General features: G+C 61.5%; 28 protein-coding genes and 1 tRNA gene. 12 read left to right on the top strand and 17 right to left on the bottom strand.

The window, feature by feature from the left end:
• The first annotated feature begins 59 nt into the window (after positions 1 to 59).
• From I6E73_RS04875 to I6E73_RS04860, 4 genes are all read left to right on the top strand, one after another.
• The gene (locus I6E73_RS04875) at positions 60 to 326 is read left to right on the top strand and encodes a hypothetical protein (RefSeq protein ID WP_307784224.1); all 267 of its coding nucleotides are present in this window, start codon (positions 60 to 62) and stop codon (positions 324 to 326) included.
• Complete coding sequence (locus I6E73_RS04870) at positions 313 to 2,169, top strand: helicase-associated domain-containing protein (protein WP_197123524.1); 1,857 nt, start codon at positions 313 to 315, stop codon at positions 2,167 to 2,169. Before I6E73_RS04875 ends, I6E73_RS04870 begins: the two co-directional genes overlap by 14 nt.
• A 24-nt stretch (positions 2,170 to 2,193) precedes the next feature.
• Positions 2,194 to 3,843, top strand: a complete 1,650-nt coding sequence (locus tag I6E73_RS04865; protein ID WP_197123522.1) for a DNA repair helicase XPB — start codon at positions 2,194 to 2,196, stop codon at positions 3,841 to 3,843.
• A gap of 133 nt (positions 3,844 to 3,976) precedes the next feature.
• Entirely contained in the window at positions 3,977 to 4,540 is a 564-nt protein-coding gene (locus I6E73_RS04860; protein WP_197123520.1) for a hypothetical protein, read from the top strand.
• 10 nt (positions 4,541 to 4,550) lie between these two features.
• On the opposite strand, the gene I6E73_RS04855 is transcribed toward I6E73_RS04860, so the two are convergent.
• Positions 4,551 to 4,823, bottom strand: a complete 273-nt coding sequence (locus I6E73_RS04855; protein ID WP_197123518.1) for a hypothetical protein — start codon at positions 4,821 to 4,823, stop codon at positions 4,551 to 4,553.
• A 143-nt stretch (positions 4,824 to 4,966) separates the two neighbouring features.
• Here I6E73_RS04855 and I6E73_RS04850 point away from each other — a divergent pair, with 143 nt between their 5' ends.
• From I6E73_RS04850 to I6E73_RS04840, 3 genes are all read left to right on the top strand, one after another.
• Positions 4,967 to 5,659 (top strand): response regulator transcription factor, encoded by a 693-nt coding sequence (locus I6E73_RS04850; RefSeq protein ID WP_197109572.1) that lies wholly within the window; start codon positions 4,967 to 4,969, stop codon positions 5,657 to 5,659.
• A 93-nt stretch (positions 5,660 to 5,752) separates the two neighbouring features.
• The gene (locus I6E73_RS14825) at positions 5,753 to 7,474 is read left to right on the top strand and encodes a HAMP domain-containing sensor histidine kinase (RefSeq protein WP_197123516.1); all 1,722 of its coding nucleotides are present in this window, start codon (positions 5,753 to 5,755) and stop codon (positions 7,472 to 7,474) included.
• A 39-nt stretch (positions 7,475 to 7,513) separates the two neighbouring features.
• A complete protein-coding gene (locus I6E73_RS04840; protein WP_197109571.1) occupies positions 7,514 to 7,804 on the top strand; it encodes a WXG100 family type VII secretion target in 291 nt (96 codons plus the stop codon).
• A gap of 212 nt (positions 7,805 to 8,016) precedes the next feature.
• Here the strand turns inward: I6E73_RS04840 and groL are convergent, their stop codons facing one another.
• The 3 genes from groL to I6E73_RS04825 form a co-directional block, all read right to left on the bottom strand.
• Positions 8,017 to 9,645, bottom strand: coding sequence for a chaperonin GroEL (gene groL, locus I6E73_RS04835; RefSeq protein WP_197106273.1), 1,629 nt, complete (start codon positions 9,643 to 9,645; stop codon positions 8,017 to 8,019).
• 298 nt (positions 9,646 to 9,943) lie between these two features.
• Positions 9,944 to 10,540, bottom strand: a complete 597-nt coding sequence (locus tag I6E73_RS04830; RefSeq protein ID WP_197123514.1) for a LytR C-terminal domain-containing protein — start codon at positions 10,538 to 10,540, stop codon at positions 9,944 to 9,946.
• 3 nt (positions 10,541 to 10,543) lie between these two features.
• Entirely contained in the window at positions 10,544 to 10,840 is a 297-nt protein-coding gene (locus tag I6E73_RS04825) for a DUF3263 domain-containing protein (RefSeq protein WP_197123512.1), read from the bottom strand.
• Positions 10,841 to 10,974: 134 nt separating this feature from the next.
• Between I6E73_RS04825 and I6E73_RS04820 the strand changes: the two genes are divergently transcribed.
• Positions 10,975 to 12,081: a hemin ABC transporter substrate-binding protein gene (locus tag I6E73_RS04820; RefSeq protein WP_197123510.1), complete on the top strand. Its 1,107-nt coding sequence runs from the start codon at positions 10,975 to 10,977 to the stop codon at positions 12,079 to 12,081.
• Between the two features lie 8 nt (positions 12,082 to 12,089).
• Here the strand turns inward: I6E73_RS04820 and I6E73_RS04815 are convergent, their stop codons facing one another.
• Both I6E73_RS04815 and I6E73_RS04810 read right to left on the bottom strand, forming a co-directional pair.
• Positions 12,090 to 12,890 (bottom strand): HtaA domain-containing protein, encoded by an 801-nt coding sequence (locus I6E73_RS04815; protein ID WP_197123508.1) that lies wholly within the window; start codon positions 12,888 to 12,890, stop codon positions 12,090 to 12,092.
• Entirely contained in the window at positions 12,890 to 13,348 is a 459-nt protein-coding gene (locus tag I6E73_RS04810; RefSeq protein WP_307784223.1) for a GNAT family N-acetyltransferase, read from the bottom strand. Before I6E73_RS04810 ends, I6E73_RS04815 begins: the two co-directional genes overlap by 1 nt.
• 53 nt (positions 13,349 to 13,401) lie before the next feature.
• Between I6E73_RS04810 and msrB the strand changes: the two genes are divergently transcribed.
• On the top strand, positions 13,402 to 13,800 hold the full coding sequence (gene msrB, locus I6E73_RS04805) for a peptide-methionine (R)-S-oxide reductase MsrB (protein ID WP_197106278.1): 399 nt from the start codon (positions 13,402 to 13,404) through the stop codon (positions 13,798 to 13,800).
• Here the strand turns inward: msrB and I6E73_RS04800 are convergent.
• Positions 13,797 to 14,768 (bottom strand): DMT family transporter, encoded by a 972-nt coding sequence (locus I6E73_RS04800; RefSeq protein WP_197123506.1) that lies wholly within the window; start codon positions 14,766 to 14,768, stop codon positions 13,797 to 13,799. The genes msrB and I6E73_RS04800 overlap by 4 nt on opposite strands.
• Before the next feature lie 36 nt (positions 14,769 to 14,804).
• Between I6E73_RS04800 and I6E73_RS04795 the strand changes: the two genes are divergently transcribed.
• Positions 14,805 to 14,878, top strand: a tRNA-Thr gene (locus I6E73_RS04795).
• Positions 14,879 to 15,193: 315 nt separating this feature from the next.
• A complete protein-coding gene (gene dapC, locus I6E73_RS04790) occupies positions 15,194 to 16,279 on the top strand; it encodes a succinyldiaminopimelate transaminase (protein ID WP_307784222.1) in 1,086 nt (361 codons plus the stop codon).
• A gap of 46 nt (positions 16,280 to 16,325) precedes the next feature.
• Here dapC and I6E73_RS04785 read toward each other — a convergent pair whose 3' ends face one another.
• Positions 16,326 to 17,366 carry a zinc-binding dehydrogenase gene (locus I6E73_RS04785; RefSeq protein ID WP_197123504.1) on the bottom strand — a complete coding sequence of 347 codons (1,041 nt, stop codon included), beginning with the start codon at positions 17,364 to 17,366 and terminating at the stop codon, positions 16,326 to 16,328.
• Positions 17,367 to 17,543: 177 nt separating this feature from the next.
• On the bottom strand, positions 17,544 to 18,584 hold the full coding sequence (locus I6E73_RS04780) for an alcohol dehydrogenase catalytic domain-containing protein (protein WP_197123502.1): 1,041 nt from the start codon (positions 18,582 to 18,584) through the stop codon (positions 17,544 to 17,546).
• Between the two features lie 83 nt (positions 18,585 to 18,667).
• Here I6E73_RS04780 and I6E73_RS04775 point away from each other — a divergent pair, with 83 nt between their 5' ends.
• A complete protein-coding gene (locus tag I6E73_RS04775) occupies positions 18,668 to 19,294 on the top strand; it encodes a YdeI family protein (RefSeq protein ID WP_231600555.1) in 627 nt (208 codons plus the stop codon).
• A 76-nt stretch (positions 19,295 to 19,370) separates the two neighbouring features.
• Here I6E73_RS04775 and I6E73_RS04770 read toward each other — a convergent pair whose 3' ends face one another.
• The 8 genes from I6E73_RS04770 to I6E73_RS04735 form a co-directional block, all read right to left on the bottom strand.
• On the bottom strand, positions 19,371 to 20,636 hold the full coding sequence (locus tag I6E73_RS04770) for an RNA polymerase sigma factor (protein WP_197123500.1): 1,266 nt from the start codon (positions 20,634 to 20,636) through the stop codon (positions 19,371 to 19,373).
• A gap of 1 nt (position 20,637) precedes the next feature.
• Positions 20,638 to 20,985 (bottom strand): YciI family protein, encoded by a 348-nt coding sequence (locus tag I6E73_RS04765; RefSeq protein WP_197123498.1) that lies wholly within the window; start codon positions 20,983 to 20,985, stop codon positions 20,638 to 20,640.
• A 10-nt stretch (positions 20,986 to 20,995) separates the two neighbouring features.
• Positions 20,996 to 21,421, bottom strand: a complete 426-nt coding sequence (locus I6E73_RS04760; RefSeq protein ID WP_197123497.1) for a DUF1761 domain-containing protein — start codon at positions 21,419 to 21,421, stop codon at positions 20,996 to 20,998.
• 97 nt (positions 21,422 to 21,518) lie between these two features.
• Positions 21,519 to 22,949: a sulfatase gene (locus I6E73_RS04755; protein WP_197123495.1), complete on the bottom strand. Its 1,431-nt coding sequence runs from the start codon at positions 22,947 to 22,949 to the stop codon at positions 21,519 to 21,521.
• Positions 22,950 to 22,979: 30 nt separating this feature from the next.
• The gene (locus tag I6E73_RS04750; RefSeq protein ID WP_307784221.1) at positions 22,980 to 24,044 is read right to left on the bottom strand and encodes a Gfo/Idh/MocA family oxidoreductase; all 1,065 of its coding nucleotides are present in this window, start codon (positions 24,042 to 24,044) and stop codon (positions 22,980 to 22,982) included.
• Entirely contained in the window at positions 24,041 to 25,060 is a 1,020-nt protein-coding gene (locus I6E73_RS04745; protein ID WP_197106287.1) for an ABC transporter substrate-binding protein, read from the bottom strand. Before I6E73_RS04745 ends, I6E73_RS04750 begins: the two co-directional genes overlap by 4 nt.
• A gap of 53 nt (positions 25,061 to 25,113) precedes the next feature.
• Complete coding sequence (locus I6E73_RS04740; protein ID WP_129072057.1) at positions 25,114 to 25,872, bottom strand: ABC transporter ATP-binding protein; 759 nt, start codon at positions 25,870 to 25,872, stop codon at positions 25,114 to 25,116.
• Positions 25,872 to 26,696 (bottom strand): ABC transporter permease, encoded by an 825-nt coding sequence (locus I6E73_RS04735; protein WP_231599653.1) that lies wholly within the window; start codon positions 26,694 to 26,696, stop codon positions 25,872 to 25,874. The genes I6E73_RS04740 and I6E73_RS04735 overlap by 1 nt, the downstream gene beginning before the upstream one ends.
• Between the last annotated feature and the right edge of the window lie 18 nt (positions 26,697 to 26,714).

Raw genomic sequence — 26,714 nt, 5'->3', positions numbered from 1 at the left:
TGCTCCTTTGTAGTCGTGACTCAAGCTTAGAACGTAAACGGGCGCGTATCCTTGTCAACGTGACAAATCACTCAACTGAACGCGACCTTCGCATCGAGCGTGTGCTCGCCTACCTGGTCGCCATCTCGATCGCACTCGCTGTGCTTAGCTTTGTCGCCGTAGTCGTTGCTACCGCAGTGGGCCAAACCGTATTCGATTACGGTGCGTGGCCCGTAGTGATCACTATGCCCTACTTTGCTTTGCCTTTGGGCGTCGTTTTCATCATCACCCTTCTCGTGTTGAATGGCCGCCGTCGCCAACGTGAATATAGGAATGGCCACAATTAGCGATGCGGCTCTTCTGCTCGCCGCTCAACTGCGGGCACTAGACGACGATCAACTTCTTGAGTTGTTGCGCTCACGCACGGTGCGCGGCAACTCTGTAAGCGACTTCTTTGACCTTGCGGATGCCCTGCAGCAGTCCACTTCGGTTGAACGCGTGCTGCGCGATCTCGACCGCCCCACGCTTGCCACTCTCGCTGTGGTCGCCGACACTGCGTCCCTTACCGCGCAGGAAGTCGCCTCTGCCGTCGGGCACTTTGGTGACGACGAGGTTGCCGTTCAGCGTCGGCTCGATCGGCTCGTGAGCTTGGCCCTGCTCATTCATCGTGGCGGTCGCTACAGCGCCCCTGACGGCGTAACCGACCAGTTGGCAGGTTGGCCATTCGATGGCTTGCCCTCCACCGGCGAACTGCTCGACACTCCCGCGCCGTCCACTCTCACGTCGGTTGAACCCTCCGAGCGCGACAGTATCGACAGCATCGCCGCCGAGAACGCGTTCGCGACCACCAACGAAGTCACCGAACTCATCAATCAGCTGCGTTCAAGTCCCGTGCGCGATTTGGCGCGCGGCGGAGTCTCCCTCCCCGACTCAAAGCGGCTGGCGGCAGCGATGTCGGTACCTCTCGACAAGATCGCCGGCCTCGTCGACATCGCACAACGTGCCGGCCTCATCGCCACCACGAATGCCCAATGGATGCCAACCGCCGATGCCACCGAGTGGATGTCGCGCGGCGCGGTTGAACGCTGGGTGCACCTGGCTGAGGCGTGGCATCAGGGAATTCCTGACGACATCCGCACCATCTTGGCCGACCGCACTCACAGCTTCTGGGGCGACGGCGTCGAGGACTACACGCGCTGGTTATTCCCAGCAGGGGTTGAGTCGATGCTCGAGAAGGTGCGTCGCTACGCCCGCGACGCTGGCCTCCTGGGCGTCACTGCCAATCGCCTCCCCAGCAGCGCAGGCGTTGCCCTGCTCACCCGCACAACGACAGAAGCAACGGCCGCCATGGCCGCGGTCTTTCCCAACGAAGTGCACCAGGTTTATGTGCAGCCCGACCTCAGCGTGATTTCGCCAGGACCGTTGGCGCCGCAATTGGATGCTCGGCTGCGCGTCATTGCCGACGTCGAGACCCGCGCCCTGGCATCCACCTATCGCATCTCGCGATCGAGCCTGCACCATGCCATGACGCTCGGCGAGACGCTTGACAGCATTCGAAGCTTCTTGACTGACATCTCATTGACGGGGGTTCCCCAGCCCGTCGAGTATTTGCTAACGGAGGCTGCAGGCCGCCACGGCCTAGTGCGGGTTGGCCAGCAAGGGGCGGCCGGCAGTTACGTCATTTCTCCTGACTCAGTGCTTCTGCAGTCGATCGCGGTTGATCCCAACTTTGGTGCCTTCGGATTGCGCCTCGAGGGCGACCGTTTGGTCTCGCGATTCGGAGTCGAGCAGCTCTTTTGGGCACTGAGCGATGCCCGTTACCCGGTTGCCGCCGAGACCTCGGAGGGCGCGATCTTGTCGCTGCGACGCGATCAAGTTAGTGCTGCAAGCACAGAAGCGCCTCAAGATGACGGCCCAGACAAGTTGCTGGCGAAGCTGCGCAGTGGCCAGGGTGGCGCCACCGGCGATGAAGATCAGGCGTGGTTGTCGCGACAAATCGAGGTCGCGATTCGCAACAAACTGCTGCTGTTCGTCACGGTAAAAATGCCAGATGGCCATCTCGTGCAGTACACGCTCGAACCTTCCAGCGTGGCAGCTGGTCGCATGCGCGGCCTCGACCGCGCAGCCGATATTGAGCGAACGCTGCCGCTGAAGAGCATCGTCGGGGTGGAAGCCACCAACGAACGCTAAGCATCCGGGCGTAGTCTAGGTCGGATGAACACAGCACCCGACGGACCTCTGATCGTGCAGTCTGACCGCACGGTTCTGCTTGAGGTAGCGCACCCTTTGGCCGAAGACGCGCGCCATGATTTGGCCGTTTTCGCGGAGCTGGAGCGAGCCCCCGAGCACATCCACACCTACCGCATCACGCGTTTGGGACTGTGGAACGCTCGGGCCGCAGGTCACGACGCTCCCGCGATGCTGGAGACGCTCGAGAAGTATTCGAAGTTTCCTATCCCGCAGAGTGTCAGCGTAGATATTGCTGAGACGGTTGGCCGCTATGGCCGCCTCGTCATTGATCGTGATGACGACGGCGCGTTGACCCTGACTGCCACTGATCCGGCGGTGCTGCGCGAGATCACGCGCGCCAAGAAGGTCGCAAGCCTGCTGTTCGAACGTCGCGGCGACCACACTTTTGTGGTCCAGCCATGGGCCCGCGGGCAGCTCAAGCAAGAGTTGTTGAAACTCGGTTGGCCGGCTGAAGACAACGCCGGCTACACGCCAGGCACCCCTCACGAGATTGATCTGGATGCCTCGGGCTGGGGGTTGCGCGAGTACCAGCAGCACGCCATCGACAATTTCTTCGACCACGGTTCAGGCGTCGTAGTGCTGCCCTGTGGCGCCGGCAAAACCTTGGTGGGCCTCGGCGCCATGGCGCAAAGCAAGACCACGACACTGATTTTGGTCACCAATACGGTTTCTGCGCGCCAGTGGCGAGCCGAAATCTTGAAGCGAACCACCCTCACTGAGGACGAAGTGGGTGAGTATTCGGGGCAAGTGAAAGAGATTTTGCCCGTCACAATCGCGACCTACCAAATCCTGACGGCGAAGCGTAAGGGCGAGTACGCCCATCTTGCGTTGCTGGATGCTCTCGACTGGGGCCTTGTCATTTATGACGAAGTGCACTTGTTGCCTGCGCCCGTGTTCAAGCTCACCGCTGATCTGCAAGCACGCCGTCGCCTCGGCCTCACCGCGACGCTTGTTCGCGAAGATGGGCGCGAGGGTGACGTGTTCTCCCTCATCGGCCCCAAACGTTTCGATGCCCCGTGGAAAGAGATTGAGGCTCAGGGCTTCATCTCCCCCGCTAGCTGCTTCGAGGTGCGCGTTGACCTCCCCGAGAGCGAGCGGCTTGAGTACGCGGCATCCGCTGATGATGAACGTTACAGATTGGCCGCAACCGCACCCGCTAAAACTGAGGTGGTGCGCGCGCTCGTAAAGAAGCACGCCGGCGAGCGCATTCTCGTTATCGGGCAGTACCTCGATCAGATCGATGACCTCTCAGAGCAGCTGAACGCTCCCAAGCTGACCGGTGCCACCTCCGTTCCGGAACGCGAGCGTCTGTATCAAGAGTTCCGCGACGGCGTTACGAAGGTGCTGATTGTGTCGAAGGTTGCCAACTTCTCGGTCGACCTGCCCGAGGCGACCGTCGCTGTCCAGGTCAGTGGCTCATTCGGTTCCCGCCAAGAAGAAGCTCAGCGTCTGGGCCGCCTGCTGCGCCCCAAAGAGAGCGGGCTTCCCGCCAACTTCTACACGCTCGTGGCACGCGACACTGTCGATCAAGATTTCGCGCAGAACCGCCAACGGTTCCTGGCCGAGCAGGGCTACAGCTACACGATTCTGGATGCCGCAGACCTGACGGCGTAGGTCGCTTCTGGTTGCTCACCGCCCACCACAGAGCCCAGGGGCCCCTTCTATGCCACAGTCGCCATCGTCCACGCCATCGCAGTCGAGCCCATCGTGGCTGAGCTATCGAGAGTCGATCGGTGATCGGTCAGGCATGTACCGCGCGCTGCTCGAGCACTGGGCGCCGGTCGCTGCCCTCAATGTGGGCAGCTACCTCGATCTGTCTCCCTCGACCAGCATCCCCGCCGTCACCTACGTCGATACCGACCGCCGGGCCGCCGCGTTCTTCGCCGACGCCGAGCGGGTCCGGAGTGAACTGGAAGGCGCCACGTTGCCGGGAGCCGCGGCCGAGATCACTTTCCTCAAGGCCGATTTCCTGAAGCCGCTTGCGCTGGCCGACGCATCTTTCGACCTGATCATTGCCCTGTTCACCGGCCCCGCGTGGGATTCCTGCGCGCGGTATCTAGCGCCGCGCGGGCTCTTCCTTGCTAACAGCAGCCACGGGGATGCAAGCCTCGCCGCCCTAGATCCACGTCTGACCCTGGTGGGTGCCATCCACCACCGCGACGGACGCTACAGAATCGACAGCAGCGATCTCGATCGCTATCTGATTCCGAAGAAACCAGAACAGGCCAACGCCGATCTCATTCGCGCCAGCGGTCGAGGCGTCGGTTACACAAAAACTGCGTTCGCGTACCTGTTTCAACTCACCGGATAACCGACTTCGTTTAGACCGGTTCGCCCTCGAGGCGAGCTCGACGCTTGATCATGAAGTCTTTCGCCAAGCCGACCACCGAAAGCACAACGAGAAAAGCGAAGCTCAAAGCCATCAGCCAGAGAGCGCCGAATCCGACGCTGAGTGGCCACATCGGGGTGACCCCATTGACGCTCCACCAGGCAATATCTTGCGACCGAGCGAGGTTGGAGAGAAGCGTGATGGCGGCGAGCGCGATGGCCCCCACGCCAAACGCAATAAGCGTTCCTACGATCAATCTCTTCATCAGTTGATTCCCCTTCGCCTGATCCCGATATGGCCACCCTATGCTTAAAATTAACAAATACTCAATGAACGATCTGGTGAACAACTTGCCGACACGCCCTGAGCTATCAGGTCACATTCAGGAAACACGCAGATACTGGGCGCATGGCTGACGGACCGAAAATTCTCATTGTTGACGACGAACCGAACATTCGCGATCTGCTCACGACGAGCTTGCGCTTCGCGGGATTTGCGGTGCGCGCGGTAGGAAGCGGCGCCCAGACAATCTCGGCTGTTCTCGAAGAAGAACCCGACTTAATCATCCTCGACGTGATGCTGCCAGACATGAACGGGTTTGGTGTGACCAAACGCCTCCGTGCCTCCGGTTACACGTCTCCCATTCTTTTCCTCACGGCAAAAGACGACACCGAAGACAAGATCACCGGCCTCACCGTCGGTGGCGACGACTACGTCACGAAGCCATTTAGCCTCGACGAGATCGTTGCTCGCATCAAGGCGATTCTTCGCCGCACGATGCAGGACGACGAAGAAACGATCATCCGCGCCGGCGACCTCACCATGGATCAAGACACCCACGAGGTGTCGATCGGCAGCGAACAGATCGAGCTCAGCCCGACCGAGTTCAAGCTGCTGCGCTACCTCATGCTCAACCCCAACCGTGTTCTCTCGAAGGCTCAGATCCTCGATCACGTGTGGGAGTACGACTTCAACGGCGATGCGGGCATCGTAGAGAGCTACATCTCCTACCTGCGCCGCAAGCTCGATCAGCACACCGAAGAGCCGATCATTCAAACGAAGCGCGGATTCGGCTACATGCTGAAGGCAGCAAAGCCGTAACCACCCGTGATGGCCAGCTGACATGTAATTGTTCATGTTCGGCTGGCCATACTCGTTCCCGATTCCCAGCCACGCAAGGTACCGTTCACTATCATGCAGGAGAACATCCCCGACGCCTGGAGCCGCATCTCTCTGCGCACCAAGGTCACCGGAGTCACGGTGCTTCTGCTCACCATGGGGCTCCTCGTTGCCGGTGTCGGAACCGCCGCAGTATTGCGCGACTACCTGATCGAACAAACCGACGACAAGATCACCGCCGCCGCCGATGGGCTCGATGGCCGCATCCAATACACCGGCACAACCCGTGATCCTCAGTGCAGTGTTTCTCGCCTGCCCAATGACCTCTATTTCGCGGTGCTCAACCACGACGGCAGCATGCGCTGCAACAGCCGGGAAGAGGATGCCTCGCGCCCCGTTCTCGACGGTCTCACGATCGCCGTTGCTAACTCACAGACGGCCCCGTTCACTCTTCCCAGCACAGCTATCGGAGGGCAATGGCGAGTGATTGCCTACCCCGCGATCAGCACCATCGGCCCTGACTTCGTGACCATCGTCATCGCCCGCGACTTGAGCGACTCCAACGCCATTGTGGCTCGCTACGCCGCCATCTTCCTGTTCTTCGGCCTCACTGTTGTCATCGTCGGTGGAGCGCTCACCCGCCTTTTGGTCACCTCGACGTTTGCGCCGCTCCGCGAAGTGGAAGCCACTGCAGCCCGCTTTGCCGACGGAGACTTCGACCAGCGGCTGTCTGTTGCTACCCCCAACACGGAAGTGGGGCGCCTCAATCGTTCCCTCAACTCCATGCTTGGTCGAATTGATCGCGCCTTCGCCGACCGTGCGCGCACGATCGACCAGATGCGCCGCTTCGTCGGTGACGCCAGCCACGAACTTCGCACCCCGCTCGTCACCGTGCGCGGTTATGCCGAGCTTTATCGCATGGGCGCCATTACCAAACGGGATGACGTTGCTCAGGCCATGGAGCGCATCGAAAAGGAAGCTATCCGCATGGGTGGTCTCGTTGAAGACCTGCTCGAGTTGGCGCGCATTGATGGCAGCAAGCCGGTGCAGTTCACCGAAGTCGATCTTTTGCCGTTGGCCAATGATGCAGCGATGGATGCCCGTGCCTCTACCGGCCGCGTCGTCACCGTCATCAACACCAACCCCCGCATTGACTCCGACGCGATCGTCAAGGCAGACCTCACCGCGGATGCTGACACCGACACGAAGATGATCACTCTCCCCGAGAGCTCACACCCCGATCCCAGCACGCCCTCTCGCGGAGTTGCCGCGCTCGCCACCGGCCCCATTGCTGCCGCAGGCGCTCGCCTCTCACGCTTGGCATCCCGCAAGAAGTCTGCCGCCGTCGCTAAGACGACTGCTCGTCTCACTCAGGCCATTGCGCCCGTGCCGAAGGATCTCAACGCCGTTGTGATGGCCGAAGAGAACAAGATTCGCCAGGTACTCACCAACCTGGTCACCAACGCTCTGCGCTTCACGACAGACACTCCTGTTGAGATCGGCGTTGGTGTTGACCATGAGCGCCAGCTGGCTGTGTTGTCGGTTATCGACCACGGCGAGGGCATCCCGGAACAGATTCGCGCCAAGGTCTTCGAACGCTTCTGGCGTGCCGACAGCTCGCGCAACCGTGACACCGGCGGAAGCGGCCTAGGGCTCGCCATCGTTGCGGCCATTGTCACAGCCCACCACGGCACCGTTCAGGCGCTTGAGACACCCGGAGGTGGCGCAACCTTCCGTGTGGAGCTTCCACTCCTCCCCAGCACTCCGAGCCCGTCAGACGACACCGAAGCGGAATAGCGACCACCGCAACGCGGACCGGGAATCTACCGTCGAGTTATGACTCGATACCAAGTAGATAGCGAAGCCGTTCTCAGCGCCACCGGAGCGGTTCAGAATTCCATTGGCCGCATCCAAGCGGAAGTTGCTGGCCTTCACGGTCAACTCACGAACCTGCAGGGCTCGTGGACCGGGCAGGCAGCGACAGCCTTCTCCACGGTCGTCACCGATTGGAAGGCCACTCAACAGCGCGTAGAAGAGAATCTCGCCGCGATCAATACCGCCCTCAGCCAGGCTGGGCAGCAGTACGCGGAGATCGAAGCCGCAAACGCACGCCTCTTCTCCCGCTAGCGGTACGCCCAGGCACGCTCACAACGCGCGCCAGCTCACCCCCCAGCACCCACCGCACGCCCAGCGCGGTGCGGACACTGCAGGCGCTAGAGCCCCCCCCCCCCCCCCCCCCCCCCCCTCCCACAGAAACTCTCGTTAACGACAGAATGGGCGCCTCCCGAAGGAGACGCCCATTCTGTGTAGTGCAGTGAAGCTGTGCAGAGCGGTGGGACTTAGAAGTCCATTCCGCCCGACGGGTCACCCATGGGTGCCGGGTTCTTCTCAGGCTTGTCAGCAACGACGGCTTCGGTCGTCAAGAACAGACCGGCGATCGACGATGCGTTGAGCAGAGCCGAACGCGTTACCTTTACCGGGTCATTGATGCCTGCAGCGAGCATGTCGACGTATTCGCCGGTTGCTGCGTTAAGGCCGTGACCGATGGGGAGGTTGCGGACCTTGTCAGCAACAACACCGGGCTCCATGCCTGCGTTGAGTGCGATCTGCTTGAGCGGTGCGTCGATAGCAACGCGAACGATGTTCGCTCCGGTTGCTTCGTCGCCGACCAAGTCAGCCATTGCCTGGCTGTCGAAAGCGATCTTGCCAGCCTGAATCAGGGCCACGCCACCACCGGCGACGATTCCCTCTTCAACAGCAGCCTTGGCGTTGCGGACTGCGTCCTCAATGCGGTGCTTGCGCTCCTTGAGTTCAACCTCAGTTGCGGCACCAGCCTTGATAACTGCAACACCACCGGCGAGCTTGGCGAGACGCTCTTGGAGCTTCTCACGGTCGTAGTCGCTGTCAGTGTTGTCGATCTCGGCACGGATCTGCTTGACGCGACCTGCGATCGCCTCTTCTTCACCAGCACCTTCGATGATCGTGGTCTCGTCCTTGGTGATAACGACCTTGCGGGCGCGACCGAGGAGTTCGAGAGTTGCGTTCTCGAGCTTGAGTCCAACTTCTTCAGAGATGACCTGGCCACCGGTGAGGATGGCGATGTCAGCGAGCTGAGCCTTGCGACGGTCTCCGAAGCCAGGAGCCTTGACAGCAACCGACTTGAAGATGCCACGGATCTTGTTCACAACGAGAGTTGCGAGTGCTTCTCCGTCAACGTCTTCAGCAATGATGAGCAGCTGCTTGCCGCTCTGGATTACCTTGTCGACAATGGGGAGCAGATCCTTGATGTTCGAGATCTTGCCGTTGACGATAAGAACGTAGGGGTCTTCGAAGACCGCTTCCTGGCGCTCCTGGTCGGTGACGAAGTATGCCGACAGGAATCCCTTGTCGAAGCGCATACCTTCGGTGAGCTCAAGCTCGGTGCCGAACGTGTTCGACTCCTCAACGGTGACAACACCTTCCTTGCCGACCTTGTCGATCGCCTCAGCGATAAGTGCACCGATCTCGGGGTCACCAGCAGAAATGGATGCGGTAGCCGCGATCTCTTCCTTGGTTTCGATCTCCTTGGCGCTCGCAATGAGTGCCTCGATGACTGAGTTGGTTGCCTTTTCGATACCGCGCTTGAGGCTGATGGGGTCTGCACCCGCAGCAACGTTACGGAGGCCTTCGCGAACGAGAGCCTGAGCAAGAACAACAGAAGTGGTCGTACCGTCTCCGGCAACGTCATCCGTCTTCTTTGCTACCTCTTTGACGAGTTCAGCACCGATCTTTTCGAAAGGATCGTCGAGCTCGATTTCTTTGGCGATGGATACACCGTCGTTCGTGATGGTGGGAGCGCCCCACTTCTTCTCAAGAACTACGTTGCGGCCACGTGGGCCGAGCGTGACCTTTACGGCGTCAGCGAGAATGTTCAGGCCGCGCTCAAGGCCGCGACGGGCCTCTTCGTTGAAAGCAATGATCTTTGCCATGTGTGTTTCTCGTCCCTCCCGGACGTCGTACAAGCGAATAAGTTGGCACTCGAACTGTGCGAGTGCCAAGGTCAAAATTAGCACTCGACAGGGGCGAGTGCAAGACGGCGCAGCGCACTCGACAGGGGCGAGTGCAAGACGGCGCAGCGCACTCGACAGGGGCGAGTGCAAGACGGCGCAGCGCACTCGACAGGGGCGAGTGCAAGACGGCGCAGCGCACTCGGAGGGGGCAACCAGAAGTCGACGCAGCGCACCCGATCAGGGTGAGCATGCGTCAGCCCGCAGTGCGGGCTTCCCTTTATTCTGTGGGCTCGTCTGTGGCTTCTGCTGCGGGGGTGATGTAGTCGGTGCCGAGTACGACGGTGAGTTCTGCGCCGGGGAAGATGTCTTCTTCCACGAGGCGAATTTCGCCGCGGCCGATGGCGGCAACAAGGCCGGCAGCGACGTCTTCGTCATCGGGATTGCTGTAATAAATGTAGGTGTCTTCGATGTCTCGCGCGGAGGCGGGGGCGGCGCTGCCTGTCGGCCATCCTGCTGCGGTGAGTTCGTCAAAGACGGTGGTTTGGAGTCCGCTTTCCGGTGTTCCGTTGAGCACGTCGATGGTGAGCGCGCGTTCGGGGTCTATTGCGGCGGGGTCGGTGACGGGCGGGACGGTCTCGGTGGGTTCGGGGGTGACGACAGCCTCTTCGGGTGTGGCGAAGAAGGGGATGCCGAGGTCGTCATCGAGGTACTGGCTGAGGGCGAAGAGACCACCGAAGACAAGCACGCCGGTGGCGAGCAGTGCCCAGGCGAAGCCGATCCAGCCGCGTCCGCGTCGTCTGGGGCCACGGTGGGCTCCAATGCGGTCGACGTCGTCGGGTAGTTCGTCGAATCGGTCTTTCGGGTAACTCGCCATTGCTTAGTCTGTCAATTCTTCGTTGTGGTCGGGGGTGCGCACTGATCGGTTGCGCATCCGGTTGTCTCGAGTGCGGCGCAGTCGCGAGACCAACATGGGGTCGTAGCGCACGGCTGCCGGTGAGTCGATTACCGCATTGAGCATTTGATAATAGCGTGCGCTTGACACCTGAAACTGGGAGCTAATGGCCTCTTCTTTGGCGCCCACGTGTCGGGTCCATTCGCGCTCAAAGTCGAGGATGAGGCTGTCGCGTTCGGACAGGCGTGTAGAGGGATGCGATGCGGCTTCGTTTTCGGACACGGCAATACCTCCACTGTGCTGGCAAGCCTAGGGCGTTGGGGCTGCGCGCCCGCCGAACGACGCGGCTTCGTGGACCAATTGGAACGAGTCGAGGTTAGGATTGCCTTAGTACCCGATATTTCTGATTGGTTGTCATGCGCATTCGACTGTTCACTGCTGCGGCGGTGTTGTCTGGTGTTGTGCTCGCAGCCAGTGGATGTTCGGCTGCCACTATTGCGGAGACTCCGACGGTGACGGTCACGGCTGATCTCGCTTCTCCCCTCACGGCGTTGACGGTGCTGGATGATGCGAAGGATTACAGCGGGCTGGTGCAGGCGGCACTGCCGTCATCCGGAATCCTCGCTCCCCCGAGCGCTCCCGCCCAGTCGTTGCCAGTGACGGTGGTTTCGCACGATTTGGCTGGCGATGTGCCCGTCACGGTGTCATCGACTGACCGTGTGATTTCGATGGACATTTCGGGGTCTATTGCGGCGACAATTGCCGGTCTGGGAATGCTGGATTCGCTGGTGGCGCGGGATATTTCAACGACGTTTGATGAAGCATCCGGCTTGCCGGTGATCACGTCTAACGCGCACACCGTCAATAGCGAGGCCATTTTGGCGCTGCGCCCTGATCTTGTATTGACGGATGGCTCGATTGGCCCGATCGATGTGGTGCTGCAACTGCGCGATGCGGGCATTCCGGTGGTTTTCGTTGACACGGATCCTTCTCTTGAGGGCATCGCCGAGTTGGCACGTCAAACGGCAGCTGCGCTGGGGGTTTCCGCCGCCGGCGATGCCTTGGCTGCGGAGCTCAGCGCCACGATCGAGGCGAAGGTTGCGGAGATCGCCCAGATCGTTCCCTCGGGTGACCGGCTGCGGATGATGTTCCTCTACTTGCGGGGCACGTCAGGGATCTACTACTTGTTCGGTCAGGAGTCGGGCTCAGATGTGCTGATCGATGCGCTCGGCGGCGTGGATGTCGCAGCCGAGATCGGTCTCGAAGGCATGCGCCCCATGACCGACGAGGCAATGGTCGCGGCGAACCCTGATCTCATTCTGGTGATGACGGGCGGTCTCGACAGTGTTGGCGGCGTGAGTGGATTGCTCGAAGCCCGCCCCGCGGTGGCGCTCACCGAAGCGGGCAAGAACCAGCGCTTCGTCGAGATGGATGACGGCGAAATTTTGAGCTTCGGCCCGCGCACGGTCACGGTGCTTGATGCTCTCGCTCGGGCGATTTACGCGCCAACATCAGGTTCGTAGAGCGTCAGCTACATTGCCGCAGCGCGCTTGCTGCGGCGCCGGCGTCCCAGAATCAGAACGATGGCGATCGCTACGAGGATTGCGATGATGGCGCCGACGATGATGAGAGCGCTTAGCAGGGCTTGGTTGCCATCCTGAGGTTGCGGCATGCACTCGGGGTTGGCGCTGAAAGTGACGGTGATGGGGTCGAATTCTTCCCCAGCCGGATAGGTGCCGAAGGCTTCGGATCCTGCTTCAGTGAGCACGACGGGTGCGCCCGCGAGCGTTGCTACGCCATCGGCGACGGTGATGCCTGAGACATCAATCGTGGCGAACCCGACAGCACTCTCGTTTACGGGGAGCCCTTCTTGGGTCGTTCCAAAGACATCGAAAACGAGGTTGGCGGTGGTGCTGCCGTCGAAGACGATCTCAAGGCCCGTGAGGGTGGTATCGAGGATGTCGTCGTGGCCCGTGAGGCGAAGGCTGCCGTCAAAAGCCAGAGTGCCGCTGCCCGCGTCGAGTTGGCCGGAGCCTGCCGTCCAACCGAAGTTGGGAGTTTCGTAGGTGGCGCCGTCGCTCACCGCCCATTCGCCGTTGGCGATGGTGCCGCTGATGTATGACCGCAGCGACTCTTTGAGGCCCCAGGTGATGGCGGCATCCATCACGTCACAGCTGTCAGAGTCGGCCGCGAGGGTGACGTCTGCCGGCGCAGAAGGGGTGCCCGCGGCATCCAGAACCGCAGCATTGCTGGTCATCGGCGTCAGCGCAATAAGAACAGCGGTGACGATAAGCGCGGCGGGGCCGAGTACGCAGACGCTGAGGCCGCGCATTAGTGACCTGCGCGGTACATCGACTGATGCATAATGGTGGCCTCTTCGTATAGTTCACCAAAGGATTCGAATCCGAATTTGGCGTAGAGCGGCACGATGTAGTCCTGGGCGTGCAACATCATCCCTTCGCCACCAAAATCTTCGACGATGCGCTTCATGATGATCTGGGCGAGGCCTTCACCGCGGTGGTCGTCGCGCACGACAACGCGACCGATGACACGGTGACCGTCGAGGTGTTCGGCTGTCTCGTTGAACAGGACGCGGATGTAGGCGACGACGTCAGCACCGTCGGCGAGCCAATAGTGGCGGGTGGCATCCTCTTGATCACGGTCATCGAGTTCGGTCTCGTCGACTTTTTGCTCAACAAAAAATACGTCAGTGCGCAGTTTCATGATCGAGTAGAGCTCGGATGTTGTTAATTCGCCCCAAGACTTGGCGATCACGGAATCAATAGGCACGTCCCCGAGTTTAATGTACTGAGCAGAGAAAGCTCACGAATAGAGGAGACCACATGACGTACAAGGTGACTAAGACAGACGAGCAATGGCGCGAAGAGCTCGGAATCAAGTTTTCAGTGCTGCGTGAAGCCGGCACCGACCGTCCGTGGTCTGGCGCCCTTCTCGACGAAAAGCGTGCGGGAACCTACCGTTGCGGTGCGTGCAGCGCAGAGCTGTTCAAGAGCGACACCAAGTTCGACTCCGGTTCGGGATGGCCAAGCTTCTACGAAGCAATCAACCCGGATGCGGTTGAGCTGCGTGAAGACCGCTCACTCGGGATGGTGCGCACCGAGGTTGTCTGTGCAACCTGCGGCTCGCACCTCGGACATCTTTTTGACGACGCCAGCCAGACACCGACCGGTGACCGTTTCTGCTTGAACTCGAGCTCGCTGGAGTTCGACGAGCAGGACTAGTTCGACAGCAGCGTTTTGGGCGGTCGCTTGCCGGAGAGCGAAGCGATCGCCACTGCGATGAGGGTGAGTACCACGCCGATTATGGTGGTTGGTGCCACCCCATCGCTGTCTGTGGGCAAAAGAAGTTCGAGAGCGAGCGCTCCGAGCAATTGCCCGGCGATCGAGCCAAGCGCAAAGAACAGCACTCCGGTGATGGGCACGAGCACTGCGGCAACGATGATGAAGATCACGCCGATCGCTCCCCCGAGATACAGCGTCAGGTCGGTGGGGAACTCGTGCTGCCAGCCGCCGATGAAGCCAAACACGATTGCCGCGATGGCCAGCACCGAGGTGCCCGCAATGAAGTTGACGTAGGTCGCGGTGAGCGGCGAACGCGTCACATGCCGCACGTGACCGTTGATGGCTTGCTGCCATCCGATCCCGAAGCCCGCGATGAGCGGTAAGAAGACCAGCAGGAATGGCCCATCGAGGCGCAGATCGGACAGCCCCGAAAAAATGACCGCGCCCACAGCGAGGGCGGATGCCGCCACCCGCAGCGGAGTAACGGGGCGCTTTTGCAGACTGCCGATTCCCACCCGGTCGATGACCGCGGAACTGATCGTTTGACTCGCCACCACGGCGACCGTGAACAGCGCTACGCCGAGGGCAGTTGCTGCGAGCCCCTGAGTGAGCACGAAAAACGCGCCAAAGGTTCCGCCGGTGAGATACCACCAGGGCAAGCGCTTGCTTCTGACTTCGGTGCCCAGAGTACGGAATCCAGCGCGTGCGCTCGGCACAAAAGGAACGATCAGAGTAAGAATAACGAGCCCTGATCCGAACGAAATGAGCGCCGCGAGAGTCGAATCGTGAAGTTCTACCGCAAGCTCCCCATTGATGCGACTTTGGCCTGCAACAAGGGCTCCAGCGACGATTGCAGCAATGATTCCGGCGAGCGCGCGACGGCGACTGCGCGGGTTGGTTGGGAGCATAGGTGAAGTCATGTCTAAAATAGGGCGTTGGCCCAAGCCTCCTTAGCTCAGCTGGCTAGAGCACCGCTCTTGTAAAGCGGGGGTCGTCGGTTCGAATCCGACAGGAGGCCCAGCAAAGATGTCGAGGGCAGTCGGGGTTATTTTAACCCTAGCTGTCCTCGACATCGCTGTTTAACCAGTGGCCGTCGGCGGAGTGCCACGCGTCTATTACGTCGGGTCATTCATCTCCCTCAAAGCGGTGCCCACAACACCAATGGGCTGTTCACGTCCATGAGATTCATAGGAAGCGCTGATTTTATGGATGACATGGATGCTTTCTTTAACCACACCGGAGCCCGATCGCCCCTTCCCCTGGCGGTATCGATTCGCTCGATTCGCTGCTCCGGAGTAGCCGCGTGAGCGCCCCCGTGGGGTCTTCGGCTCCTGTGAGCCCTTCAGCAATGGAGGTGTCGGCCGAGCTCCGCCGTCGCGCAGTCGCCCACCCGGGCGGGTTTGCCGACCTCGCGACCGCGTCCCCTGTCGACCCGACGCCGCAAGTCTTTATTGATGCGCTGGCTTCAGCGGGCGGCGCACCTGGCTATCCCTTGACCATTGGGGTCGTCGAGTTGCGTGACGCGATGGTGAACTGGTTCGACCGCGTACGTGGCGTCCCTCTCAATCGAGAGGGTGTCCTACCCACGATCGGGTCCAAAGAGCTGTTGGGTCTACTGCCATTTTTGCTCGGGCTGGGCGCGGATGACGTCGTGGTACGCCCCGCACTGGCTTATCCCGCCTACGAAGCGGGGGCGCTCGCCGTGGGCGCCAGCGTCGTCGCGGAGGACGATCCGGCCCAGTGGCCTGAAGCGACCAAACTCATTTGGCTGAACTCCCCTCGCAACCCCGACGGTCAGACCTTGACCGTTGAGGAGTTGCGTCGTGCTGTCGCCCGAGCTCGTGAGCTCGGTGCGGTGATCGTCGGCGACGAGTGCTACGCCGTGTTGAATGAGGTCGACGGGCAGCGGATCCCCTCCATCCTCGACCCGAGAGTGGTTGGCGACGACATGAGCCAGGTTCTCGCCTGCTATTCGGTCAGCAAGCAGTCCAACATGGCTGGGTACCGAGGCGGCATGATCGCCGGAGACGAGCAACTGATCGGAAAGATCGCGTCGAAGCGCCGCAGCCTAGGTCTCATGGTCCCCGCGCCCGTGCAGCAGGTGCTCAGCGCAGTCCTGTCAGATGATGAGCACGTGGCCGAGCAGCGCGCCCTCTACACCTCCCGCCTCGAGCGTCTCCGAGTTGCCGTCGAGGCAGCCGGACTCCAGATTCACGGCTCGGAAAGCGGCCTGTACCTCTGGGCCACGCGGGGCGAAAGCGGAATTGATACCGCGATGGCGCTCGCCGACATCGGCGTGCTTGTCTCGCCCGGCGAGTTTTACGGTCCGAGCGGCACGCAATTCGTGCGCTTTGCCGTGACGGTTCGCGATGAATACCTCGACCGGGCTATCACCGCGCTCCAGTCATGGTCCCGCTGACGAGACCACAGCTCGTGGTCCCGCTGACGAGAAACCAGCTCAGGGCTTAGAAGGCGACCATCACCTTGAGGCTCTCGCGCGAGTCCATGGCGGCGTATCCCAGTGCAACCTCGTCGATACCAACGACGCGGTCGAAGACGCGACCCGGGGCGATCGAGCCGTCGAGCACGTCCTGGAGCGCGGATTCGATGTAGGCGCGCACGGGGGCAGGGCCACCCGTGAGCGTAATGTTGCGGCTGAAGAGTGAACCCCATCCGATCGGAGCCTCGGAATACTGGGGAACGCCTACGCGCGAGATGGTGCCGCCCGCACGGACGGATCCCAAAGCTTGCTGGTATGCCGGGAAGTGGCCAACCGCCTCGATAACGACGTGGCTACCCTCGCCGCGGGTGAGTTCGCGCACCCGGGCGACTCCTTCTTCTCCGCGCTCGGCCACGATCTCGTCTGCCCCGAACTCGACACCGAGGTCGGTGCGCGACTGATGCCGCCCCATGAGGATGACCCGCTCGGCACCGAGCTTCTTTGACGCCAGTACGGCCGACAACCCGACCGCGCCGTCGCCGATCACTGTCACAGTCTTGCCCGCACCGACCCGCCCCATGTGCGCGGCGTGATAGCCAGTGAGGTAAACATCGGACAGGGCGAGAAGCGACGGAATCAGTTCACTGTTCTCGTCGACGCCCGGCACCGTCACCAGGCTGCCGTCTGCCTGCGGCACCCGTGCGTATTCCGCTTGGAAGCCGCCGACTTCGGGCTTGTTGTAAAAGCCGCCGTGGAGGCACGATGTGTGGAATCCTTCTTGGCAAAAAACGCAGGTGTTGTCTTGGTACGTAAACGTGGCGACGACGAGGTCCCCTCGCTTCACGGTAAAAACCTCAGAGCCGATTTCTTCGACTACCCCGACCATCTCGTGGCCCATCGGAGCACCAACCAGGCCTGGCTTACGCGTGTGATACGGGTGTAAGTCTGAGCCGCAAACACACGCACGAACCACCCGGACGATAGCGTCTGTCGGAAGCTGGATCACCGGGTCCGCTACTGTCTCCACTCGGACGTCGCCCGCGCCGTAAAGAAATGTTGCCTTCATAGGGTTTCCTCGCACTATAAGCCTGCGGCTGAAGTCGTTCTCCCCGTGGATCCGTGAAGGCGCGACCAGATGACAAAACAACCCTACACGGCACGATTTTCGATTTCTGGCAGAGCATCCACGTCGTCAGTAGGCGGCATTGAGCCCTCTCCGAGCCGGCGGGATGCCGTGCGACTGCTAAGTCGGGTCGACCATCACCTTGAGAGCGGTGCGCTCGTCCATCGCGGTGTAGCCGTCGGGGGTCTGCTCGAGTTTCACGGTCTGGTCGAAGACGAGTCCGGGGTTCACCGTTCCGTCGAGCACGGCGGGAAGCAGTTGTTCGATGTAGGCGCGAGCCGGGGCCACACCGCCGACAAGGCCGACGTTCTTGCCGAAGAGACTGCCGCGGCCGACCGGGGCATCCTCATACTGGGGAACGCCGACACGGCTGATTACCCCGCCGGCACGAACGACCCCGAGGGCCTGCTCGTAGGCGGGCATAAAGCCGACAGCTTCGAGAACCGCGTGGCTTCCGGAGCCGCCGGTGAGTTCGCGCACCATGGCGATGCCTTCTTCGCCTCGCTCGGCGACGACATCCGTGGCTCCGAAGTGGATGCCAAGGTCAGTACGCGCCTTGTGACGGCCCATGAGGATGATGCGCTCGGCACCCATCTGCTTGGCGGAGAGCACGGCCAGGAGGCCGACAGCGCCGTCACCGATGACGGTAACAGTCTGGCCGGGAGCGACGCGAGCCTTGTAGGCGGCGTGCCAGCCGGTGGCATAGACGTCAGAGAGAGACAGGAGGCCGGCGTACTGCGACTCGTCAACGGTGCCGGGAACCTTCACGAGGGTGCCGTCAGCGAAGGGCACGCGCACGGCTTCGGCCTGGCCGCCCGTGATGCCGCCGTTGCCCCAGTAGCCACCGTGGATGCACGAGGTCTGGAGCCCTTCGAGGCAGAACTCGCAGGTTCCGTCGGAGTACGCGAACGGCGCGATGACGAAGTCGCCGACCTTGAGCGTAGAAACGTCTTTGCCGAGCTCTTCGACAACGCCGATGAATTCGTGGCCGATGGGGCGAGCATCCGCATCCACTGGCATCGAATGGAAGGGGTGCAGATCGCTGCCGCACACGCACGCCCGCGTAATGCGAACGACTGCGTCGGTGCTCTCGATGAGCTTGGGGTCAGGGGCAGTGATGACGCGGACATCGCCGGCGCCGTAAATGTAAGTAGCTCGCATGAGTCTATTCAACGCCCGATTCGCGCCCAGCAACGAATCAGTGTTTGTTCAGCGAGCAGGAGTAGCCGTCAGTGGATGGTGCGATGCTTGAACGCGGAGCACCCAAGGAGGACCAGACCGTGGCCAGTTTTGTCGACAAAACCATCCTCGACGTCACCATCGCCGAGTGGACGGCTTACCTTGAAAGCGAGCCCTCGCTCGAGGGCGTGCGCCTCAAACTGCGCAAGAAACTATCGAAGGCCACTGGGATCACCTGGAGCGAAGCGCTCGACGTTGCCCTGTGCTTCGGATGGATCGATGGTCAAATGGCACGCCTCGACGACGACTACACGCTGCAAGCGTTCACTCCGCGCCGCAAGAACAGCCCCTGGTCACAAGTGAACCGCGACCATGTTGCTCGCCTCATCGAGGAGGGAACGATGCGCCCCGGCGGTCTCGCCGAAGTCGAACGCGCCCAAGCGGATGGCCGCTGGGATGCCGCCTACAGCCAGAAGAACATGACGACTCCCCCAGACTTGCAGGCTGCCCTCGACGCCAACCCCGCGTCCGCCGCGTTCCACGCCAGCCTCACCCGAAGTATGCGCTTTCAGATTTATGCGCGCCTCACCGGCATCAAGACGCCGGCCGTGCGGGCAGCGCGCATCCGCGACGTGGTCGAGAAAGGCGCCGTGGGCGAGCACCACTACGCCGCGCCAAAGCCGCGGCCGTAGCGCTGTGGTTAGTTGATCAGCCTCGCTGGGCGGCCCGGCCAGCCGAATGCCGGAGTAACTGGGTTCGCTCGGCCCGCTAGAGGTACTCGGGCAGCTGCGCGATACGCCGATCGAGATGCTGCTGCTCAGCGGCATTCGTGGCCAGTTCGCGTGCCCGCGCGAATGCATCGGCGGCGGCATCCGCATCACCCGCACGCAGCGACAGCTCGGCGCGAGTGGCCCAATACAGGTGATAGTACTCGAGGCCGGTGATACCGCTGAGCAATCGCAATCCAGCGTCGGGCCCGTCGGCCATTGACACGGCGACGGCACGATTGAGAGCGACGACGGGCGAGCCGCCCGTCATGGCCAGCAGCACCGTATAGGCGGATGCGATGGCCGGCCAGTCGGTGTCGGCGGCGGTGCGCGCGGTGGCATGGTGACGCGCAATGACCGCTTGGGTTTGAAAAGGCCCTGGCTGCAGCCGTGCGAGCGCACTGCGCAGGAGCCCGTTTGCCTGTTCGATGAGCTCGCCGTCCCAGCGGGTGCGATCCTGGTGCTCGAGCAGAACGAGTTCGTCACCGCGAAAGCGAGTGTTGTGGCGGGCGCGAGCGTAGAGCTCCAGCGCCAGCAGGCCTTCGACCTCGGGATCGCCCGGGAGCAGTTCGCGCGCCGTGATCGTGAGACGAATCGCTTCTTCCACGAGGTCGATCCGCGCGCCAGCGGTGCTGCCCCGCGAGAGATAGCCCTCGTTGAAAATCAGGTAGAGAACCGTGAGCAGGGCATCCACTCGCTGCGTAAGGTCTTGGGGAATGCTGAGCGGGATGCCCGCGTCGCGAATCTTGCGCTTGGCCCGCACGATCCGCTGCGCGAGCGTCTGCTCTGGTAGCAAGAACGCTGCGGCGATTTCGGCGGTCGTGAGGCCTCCGACAAGCCGAAGAGTCAACGCCACTTGGGTGTCTCGCCCCAGTGCCGGGTGACAACAGAGCAGCAACAACCGCAGGTGTTCGTCGCCCGAATAGTGGGCATCGTCAATCATGTCGGGCACCTCCTCGTCACTGCTAGCGGGGTCGCGGACGCTGTTGTGGTGCTCGGCGGCCGCCAGGAGATCCGGGGCCGAGCGCGCGAGACGACGCGCGGCGGCAGCCTCTCGTCGCACACGGTCAACCGCACGATTACGCGCGACCGTATAGAGCCACGCGGCGGGGTTGTCAGGCACTACGGCCCAGTTCAGCGCTTCAACGAGCGCATCCTGCACCGCGTCATCGGCAACGTCGAGCCCAAAGCGGTGCGTGAGGAGAGCGAGCACATGCCCAGTCTCCTCACGCGCCAGGCGGGTGACCGCCTCTGAGTTGTCAGGCACGCTACGAGGGCACCACCGGACGAACCTCGAGCGAGCCGGCCGGAAGCGGAACCTCGGCAGCGAGGGCAAGCGCCTCATCCAAGTCGGTGGCTTCCACAATGTAGAAGCCACCGAAGTGCTCCTTGGTTTCAGCGAACGGACCATCGACGATCGTGTCGCCGGCACCATAGGCCCGGCGAATCGTGGTCGCGGTCTCGACGCCCTGCAGCTGGTCGGCCGCAACATAGTGGCCGCCATCGATGAGCTTCTGGTTGTAGGCCATCCAGGGCGCCATCATCTCGTCGAATCCGGGCTCTCCCGGGTTCGGGCCGTCCATGGGTTCAGAATGAATCAGGATCATGTACTGCATGTTTTTCTCCCTAACCGATTTGTGAAGTGTCGCCAAAAAGGCCAATAACAACGGATATGACGATGAGAACTGCGAGCTGATGACCCATATCGATCGCAAACAGCGTCGGGGACTTCTTCTCAAAAAGATACTCGACAGCGTTCCGCGACGCGGTAAAACCGAGCCAGCCAATGGATGCCACAGCCAGCGTCACGGTCAGAAACGAGCCACCAAACTGGTCGTGGGCGATCGCTACTGCAAGCGCCAGCACCGTTGTCGTTATGGCCGTGGCCACAAGCGCCAATAGATACGCCCACCCGGAAGTTTTCGCAGCCAGATCTATCCCGGCTCGCGCCGCCCACGGCTTGCCGAGAAGCGCTGGTGAAAACCAGGCCCACCCGACGAGCATCCCTGCCACCGTGGCTACCGCGATTGCCAGAAAGTTCAGCGTCATCATGTCCTTTCGGGGCCGGGGATTTCCCTGCCCTTCACTGACATGACGCAGGGCACGTGCCGAATCGACACGTGCCCTGGAAAAACTTTCGAAAAGTTCTTTAGATGCCAACCGGTTTCGGCTGGCTGGGGTGCGGCTCATCCTTGAATGACGCCTGCGCCTTCCACATTTTGACTTTCATATCTGCTTCGACTTCGGCGTATTCGGCCGTTCCGTAGACGTTGTTGAGTTCGTCGGGATCGGTTTCGAGGTCGTACATTTCCCACTCGGAGGGGTACGAGAACGGCCCAGTTCCTGGCACACCCAATCCGTCGTTGTAGAAGAAGATCAGCTTGTAACGGTCGGTGCGGTAGCCATAGTGGGCGGGCGCGCGATGGAAGACATCGTCGTTCTCCCAGTAGCGGTAGTACATGCCCTCGGCGGGTTCGACATCCGGAGTTTCGATGAGGTCGGGCCAGAGGCTGCGGCCCTGCATCCGCGGGTGGTGTTCGACCCCGGCGGCGTCGAGAATCGTCTGCGCGAGGTCAACATTGGTCACGATGCCCTCGTACGACTTGCCGGCCGCCAGCTGAGCTGGATAGCTGAGCACGAACGGCATCCGCAACGATTCTTCGTACATGAAGCGCTTGTCGAACCAACCGTGGTCGCCCAAGAAGAAGCCTTGGTCTGAGCTGTACATGAGAAGGGTGTCGTCGAAGTCGCCGCGCTCTGTGAGCCAGTCGGTGACGCGGCCAACGTTGTCGTCGACCGAGGCGACGCAGGCAAGGTAGTCCTCCATGAAGCGCTGGTACTTCCACAGCGCGAGTTCGTCATAGCTGAGTCCCTCAGGTGGTGTCTGCTTGAGGTCGTCTTCGTTGAGATTTTCGGCGATGCGCATCGCGGCCCGGCGAGCCGACGACGTGCGGGTTTCGTAGTCATCGGTGAACGTCGCCGGCACCGGGATGGGGTCGGAGTACATTCCGGCGTGCTTTTCGTCGGGCTCCCACGGGCGGTGCGGTGCCTTGTGGTAAATCAGAACGCACCACGGGTCGTCACCCTCGAGCTCATCGACCCACTTGAGCGACAGGTCGGTGATGATGTCAGTCGCATAACCGGGAACGGTGCGCAGCCCATCCGGGTTCAAGAATTTTGGATCGTGGTACTCGCCCTGCTCAATGAGCACATCCCAGTAGTCAAAGTTCTGGGGGTCAGCTTCTCCGCCATCGCCCATGTGCCACTTGCCGACGATGGCGGTGCGGTAGCCGGCCTCTTTCAGCTGAGAGACGAAGGTCGGCTGGCTCGCATCGATCGGCGTCACAAGGGTGCTGACACCGTTGATGTGACTATATGTCCCGGTGAGAATGGATGCCCGACTCGGCGAACACAGTGAGTTGGTCGCGAAGCAGTTGTCGAGCTTCCATCCCCGCTGCGCGATCTCGTCGATGCGCGGAGTCTGGTTCACTACCGACCCATACGCACCGATGGCGTGCGAGGCGTGATCATCGGTGAGGATCATCACGATGTTGGGGCGGCGCTTAGCGTTCTCAGTCATTAGTGTTCTTTCGTCGTTCAGCGTGCTGCGTTAGACCGCGGACATGTCGATCGGAACCCAGGTTCCGACCTCCATGGAGCGATACGCGGCATCAATGATTGCGTTGTCGATGTAGCCATCAACAAAGGTTTGGCGCGGCGTGGTGCCAGCGCGGTAGCACTCCACAAAGTGGGTGAGTTCTCCGTGGTAGCCATACACCCAGGGCTCGTCGGGCACAGGAGTGATCCAGCCGGTTGCGGCTCCTGCTTTTTCGACGACATAGTCAGCGGGGTTTCCGGCGAAGGCACGAATGCCCGTCTCGCCAGTTTCATCGGTGCCGATCCAGCCCGCGGTGCCGTGAATCTCGTTGCGCACATCCAATCCTGCAATGTGGCCCCAGCTCACTTCGACCTGAGCCATACGGTCGTCCTCGAAACGGATGAGCGCCACAGCGGTGTCTTCCGTGTCAACGTCGTCGCGCGAGAGTCGTGCACCCCACGCGAAGACCTCTTTGGGAGCAGTCTCGTAGCCGATGAACCAGCGGCCGATGGCTACGCAGTGGCAGCCGAGAGCCCGCAGTGGTCCGCCGCCCGAACGCGATACATCGCGAGCGTGCTTGTGCGGATGCCCGTGAGATTCCCGCGCCCGAACCGAGGTCACTCGGCCAACGGCCCCGGCATCCACGAGTTCTTTCGCTTTCACGAGGCCCGGAGCAAATACTTCGGTTTCGGCGTAGGCGTGCCAGACGCCGGCTTCGCGCACGAGGCGCAAGCATTCCGCTGCTTCGGCAGAGTTGCGGCCGAGCGGCTTGGTGCAAATGATGCCCTTGCCTGCTGCCGCCGCTGCGGCAACAACCGCCACGTGTTGGTCTTGAGGGAGCGCGACGATGACGATATCGACATCGTCGCGCTCCACGAGCTCAGCGACAGTGGAGACGACAACCGGAATGCCAAAGCGTTCCGCGAATGCTGCCCCCGACTCCGCCGAGCGTGCAGCAACAACCGTTACGTCATGCCCGCGGATGCTGCCGAGTGCTCGAAGGTAGAAGTCGGCTACGAAGCCGGCGCCCACGATCCCTATTCGGACCGGAGCACCGGTCCCTAGCCGACCGGTCACTTGAGGTTGTCTTTTGCTGCGGCGAAGAGGTCGACGTTGATGAAGTCCTCTGGTGCTGCAGCTTCATCTGCCGTCAGACGACCGACATCAAGGAACAGCTGCGTGAAGGAACCGAAACGCTCGTAGGTTGATCCGTCGGCATTGTCAGCCAAGATCTGGTCAGACGTCCACCATTCGAGGCCATCGGCCTGGCTCTGGAGCTGTTCTGCGGGAGCACCCGAGAGCGCAGCAGAGAGAGCGACGGTGTCTTCGGTGTCGGAGATGCGGTAGTCATTCGCTTCGATGAATACCTCGAGGAAGCGGGTAAGCGCTTCGCTCTTGTCGGCAATCGCGTCGTTCGAGGCAACCCAGGCGCCGAGGAACTCGGTTTCGGGGAAGTCGACGTTGTTAGCAATGACCTGAGCGTCAGGAACCGACTCGAAGATCTGGTCGCTCAGCGGCGAGAAGATTGCTGCGACATCGATCTGGCCGGCAACGAACGCCGAAACGACGCTCGGCGGGTCCAGCGGGATGCGCTCGATGTCAGCTTCGGTGAGGCCAGCTTCTTCAAGGGCGAGCGCGAGAATCATTTCGCCCGATCCGCCATCCGGAACACCAATCTTGAGTCCCTTGAGGTCGGCCATTTCGGTTGCGCCCGACTCGGGCGAAGCAATGAGGAAGTCACCAAAGGTGCTCTCGTTGGGCGTGATCACGGTGCCCTGTCCTGAGGCGGGCATCCACATGGCGCCGCCACCGATGTAACCAACGTCGAGCGATCCACTGGCCATGGCCTGAATCTGGGTCGGACCGTTGGTGAAGGGAACGAGGTTGACGTCGAGGCCAGCCTTGGTCCACAGGTCCTGTTCGTTGGCGACGGCGATAATGCCCACACCGTTGATGCTGGTGTCGATGTAACCGACGTTGATGGCGACGAGTTCTTCGCCGCTCTCGTTGCTACCGGCATCCGTCGTGCAACCGGTCAATGCGAGAGCAAATGTTGCGGCGACTGCTGCCGCGCCGAGCATTTTCTTCTTCATGGGGCGTCCTTGCCTGTGATTGGAGATGATTGGTTGGGTCATTCGTGGTTGGGTCATTCGTGGTGGTGCACTCCGCGCCACACTCTGGCGCGGATCTCGGCAAACTCGGGAGAGAGCCGAATCTCCTCCCCGCGTGGATACGCGAGGGGAACGTCGATAATTTCGCTGATGCGACCGGGGCGTGGGCTCATGACCACTACGCGGCTGGCGAGGTACACGGCCTCGTCAACGTCGTGGGTGATGAACACGACGGTGCGCTTTTCTTTTTCCCAGGTCTCGAGCAGATCGTCTTGCATCTGCACCCGGGTGAGGGCATCGAGGGCACCGAACGGCTCGTCCATGAGCAGTACTGATGGATGCACGGCGTAGGCCCGCGCGATTGCCGCACGCTGCTTCATTCCGCCCGAGAGTTCCTTGGGCAGAGCGTTGGCGAAGTCCTGTAGACCAACGAGGCTCAAGTAGTGCATGGCCCGCTCGGCCCGCTCCTTCTTGGGCACCTTCTGTAAGCGAAGCCCAAACTCAACGTTTTCTTGAGCGGTGAGCCATGGGAACAGCGCGTACTGCTGAAAAATCACTCCGCGGTCGGGGCCGGGGCCCTTGACGGGTTCGTCGTTAACGAGCACTTGGCCAGAGGTCGGCATGAGTAAGCCGCCGACGAGGTTCAGCATCGTGGACTTGCCGCAGCCACTTGGCCCGACGAGAGTGATGAACTCGCCCTGCTCTACGTCGAGGCTCACGTTATCGAGGCTGACCGTGCGGCCGCGCTCCGTGTTGTAAATCTTGGTGACGTCTTTGATCGAGATGAGGGGCATTAGCGAGTCTCCTGCCAGCGAGTAAGTCGCCGTTCGGCGAGAAGAAGCAGACGGTCCATGATGAAGCCGAGCGCACCGATCATGATGATGCCGACAACGATGCGATCGGTCTGCAAGAACTGGGCGGCTTGCTGCATCATCCGTCCAAGACCCGTGGGGGCGGCGATCAGCTCCGAGGCCACGAGGGTCGCCCACGAGGCACCGAGTGCGACGCGCATTCCGACGAAAATGAACGGGGTGGATGCCGGAATAACTACCCGGGTGAAGATCGTGAAGTCTTTAGCGCCGAGCACTCTCGCTGCGTTGATGAGCGTGATGTCCACGTTGCGCACGCCCTGGAAGGTCGCAAGCACGCAGGAGAGGAAGGCGGCGAGAAAGATCACGAAGATCTTCGCGGTCTCACCGATTCCGAGGATCACGATGACCAGCGGGATGAGCGCGAGCGGCGGGATGGTGCGGAAGAACTGAATCCACGGCTCGAGCAATCCACGCGCGAGCCAGTACCAGCCCATGAGGAAGCCGGCCGGAATCGCCAAAGCCACTCCGAGCAGGAAGCCAGTCGTAACTCGGCTGAGGCTCGTCACGGTATGGCCCCACAGGGTTCCGTTGGCGATGAGCTCCGCAAAGCTGGCAACTACATCGATGGGCGTCGGGATGAGCGCGTTGCGCGAGAGTACGGCGCTCAGCGTCCAGATTCCAATGCCCAGGAAGAACGTGATGACGTACAGCCCTTTGAGGGAACGCTCGCCCTTTTCGGTGTCCTCAGCGATAGCTGTCGGTGTTGCCATGGTCAGGGCCTCTGGTTCGGCCTTTCGATCTGTCATGTCACGTTCCTGTTCGAC

The sequence above is a fragment of the Salinibacterium sp. SWN248 genome (assembly GCF_015864575.1).
Taxonomy (GTDB): domain Bacteria; phylum Actinomycetota; class Actinomycetes; order Actinomycetales; family Microbacteriaceae; genus Rhodoglobus.
Note: the sequence above shows the minus strand (reverse complement) of the source record. Positions and strands in the feature narration are given on the sequence as shown.

Bases quoted from the DNA above. Each gene is read 5' to 3' on its own strand.
- I6E73_RS04870 (WP_197123524.1), top strand. From the start codon at position 313: ATGGCCACAATTAGCGATGCGGCTCTTCTGCTCGCCGCTCAACTGCGG.
- I6E73_RS04865 (WP_197123522.1), top strand. From the start codon at position 2,194: ATGAACACAGCACCCGACGGACCTCTGATCGTGCAGTCTGACCGCACG.
- I6E73_RS04860 (WP_197123520.1), top strand. From the start codon at position 3,977: ATGTACCGCGCGCTGCTCGAGCACTGGGCGCCGGTCGCTGCCCTCAAT.
- I6E73_RS04855 (WP_197123518.1), bottom strand. From the start codon at position 4,823: ATGAAGAGATTGATCGTAGGAACGCTTATTGCGTTTGGCGTGGGGGCC.
- I6E73_RS04850 (WP_197109572.1), top strand. From the start codon at position 4,967: ATGGCTGACGGACCGAAAATTCTCATTGTTGACGACGAACCGAACATT.
- I6E73_RS14825 (WP_197123516.1), top strand. From the start codon at position 5,753: ATGCAGGAGAACATCCCCGACGCCTGGAGCCGCATCTCTCTGCGCACC.
- I6E73_RS04840 (WP_197109571.1), top strand. From the start codon at position 7,514: ATGACTCGATACCAAGTAGATAGCGAAGCCGTTCTCAGCGCCACCGGA.
- groL (WP_197106273.1), bottom strand. From the start codon at position 9,645: ATGGCAAAGATCATTGCTTTCAACGAAGAGGCCCGTCGCGGCCTTGAG.
- I6E73_RS04830 (WP_197123514.1), bottom strand. From the start codon at position 10,540: ATGGCGAGTTACCCGAAAGACCGATTCGACGAACTACCCGACGACGTC.
- I6E73_RS04820 (WP_197123510.1), top strand. From the start codon at position 10,975: ATGCGCATTCGACTGTTCACTGCTGCGGCGGTGTTGTCTGGTGTTGTG.
- I6E73_RS04815 (WP_197123508.1), bottom strand. From the start codon at position 12,890: ATGCGCGGCCTCAGCGTCTGCGTACTCGGCCCCGCCGCGCTTATCGTC.
- msrB (WP_197106278.1), top strand. From the start codon at position 13,402: ATGACGTACAAGGTGACTAAGACAGACGAGCAATGGCGCGAAGAGCTC.
- I6E73_RS04800 (WP_197123506.1), bottom strand. From the start codon at position 14,768: ATGCTCCCAACCAACCCGCGCAGTCGCCGTCGCGCGCTCGCCGGAATC.
- I6E73_RS04785 (WP_197123504.1), bottom strand. From the start codon at position 17,366: ATGAAGGCAACATTTCTTTACGGCGCGGGCGACGTCCGAGTGGAGACA.
- I6E73_RS04780 (WP_197123502.1), bottom strand. From the start codon at position 18,584: ATGCGAGCTACTTACATTTACGGCGCCGGCGATGTCCGCGTCATCACT.
- I6E73_RS04775 (WP_231600555.1), top strand. From the start codon at position 18,668: ATGCTTGAACGCGGAGCACCCAAGGAGGACCAGACCGTGGCCAGTTTT.
- I6E73_RS04765 (WP_197123498.1), bottom strand. From the start codon at position 20,985: ATGCAGTACATGATCCTGATTCATTCTGAACCCATGGACGGCCCGAAC.
- I6E73_RS04760 (WP_197123497.1), bottom strand. From the start codon at position 21,421: ATGATGACGCTGAACTTTCTGGCAATCGCGGTAGCCACGGTGGCAGGG.
- I6E73_RS04755 (WP_197123495.1), bottom strand. From the start codon at position 22,949: ATGACTGAGAACGCTAAGCGCCGCCCCAACATCGTGATGATCCTCACC.
- I6E73_RS04745 (WP_197106287.1), bottom strand. From the start codon at position 25,060: ATGAAGAAGAAAATGCTCGGCGCGGCAGCAGTCGCCGCAACATTTGCT.
- I6E73_RS04740 (WP_129072057.1), bottom strand. From the start codon at position 25,872: ATGCCCCTCATCTCGATCAAAGACGTCACCAAGATTTACAACACGGAG.
- I6E73_RS04735 (WP_231599653.1), bottom strand. From the start codon at position 26,696: ATGACAGATCGAAAGGCCGAACCAGAGGCCCTGACCATGGCAACACCG.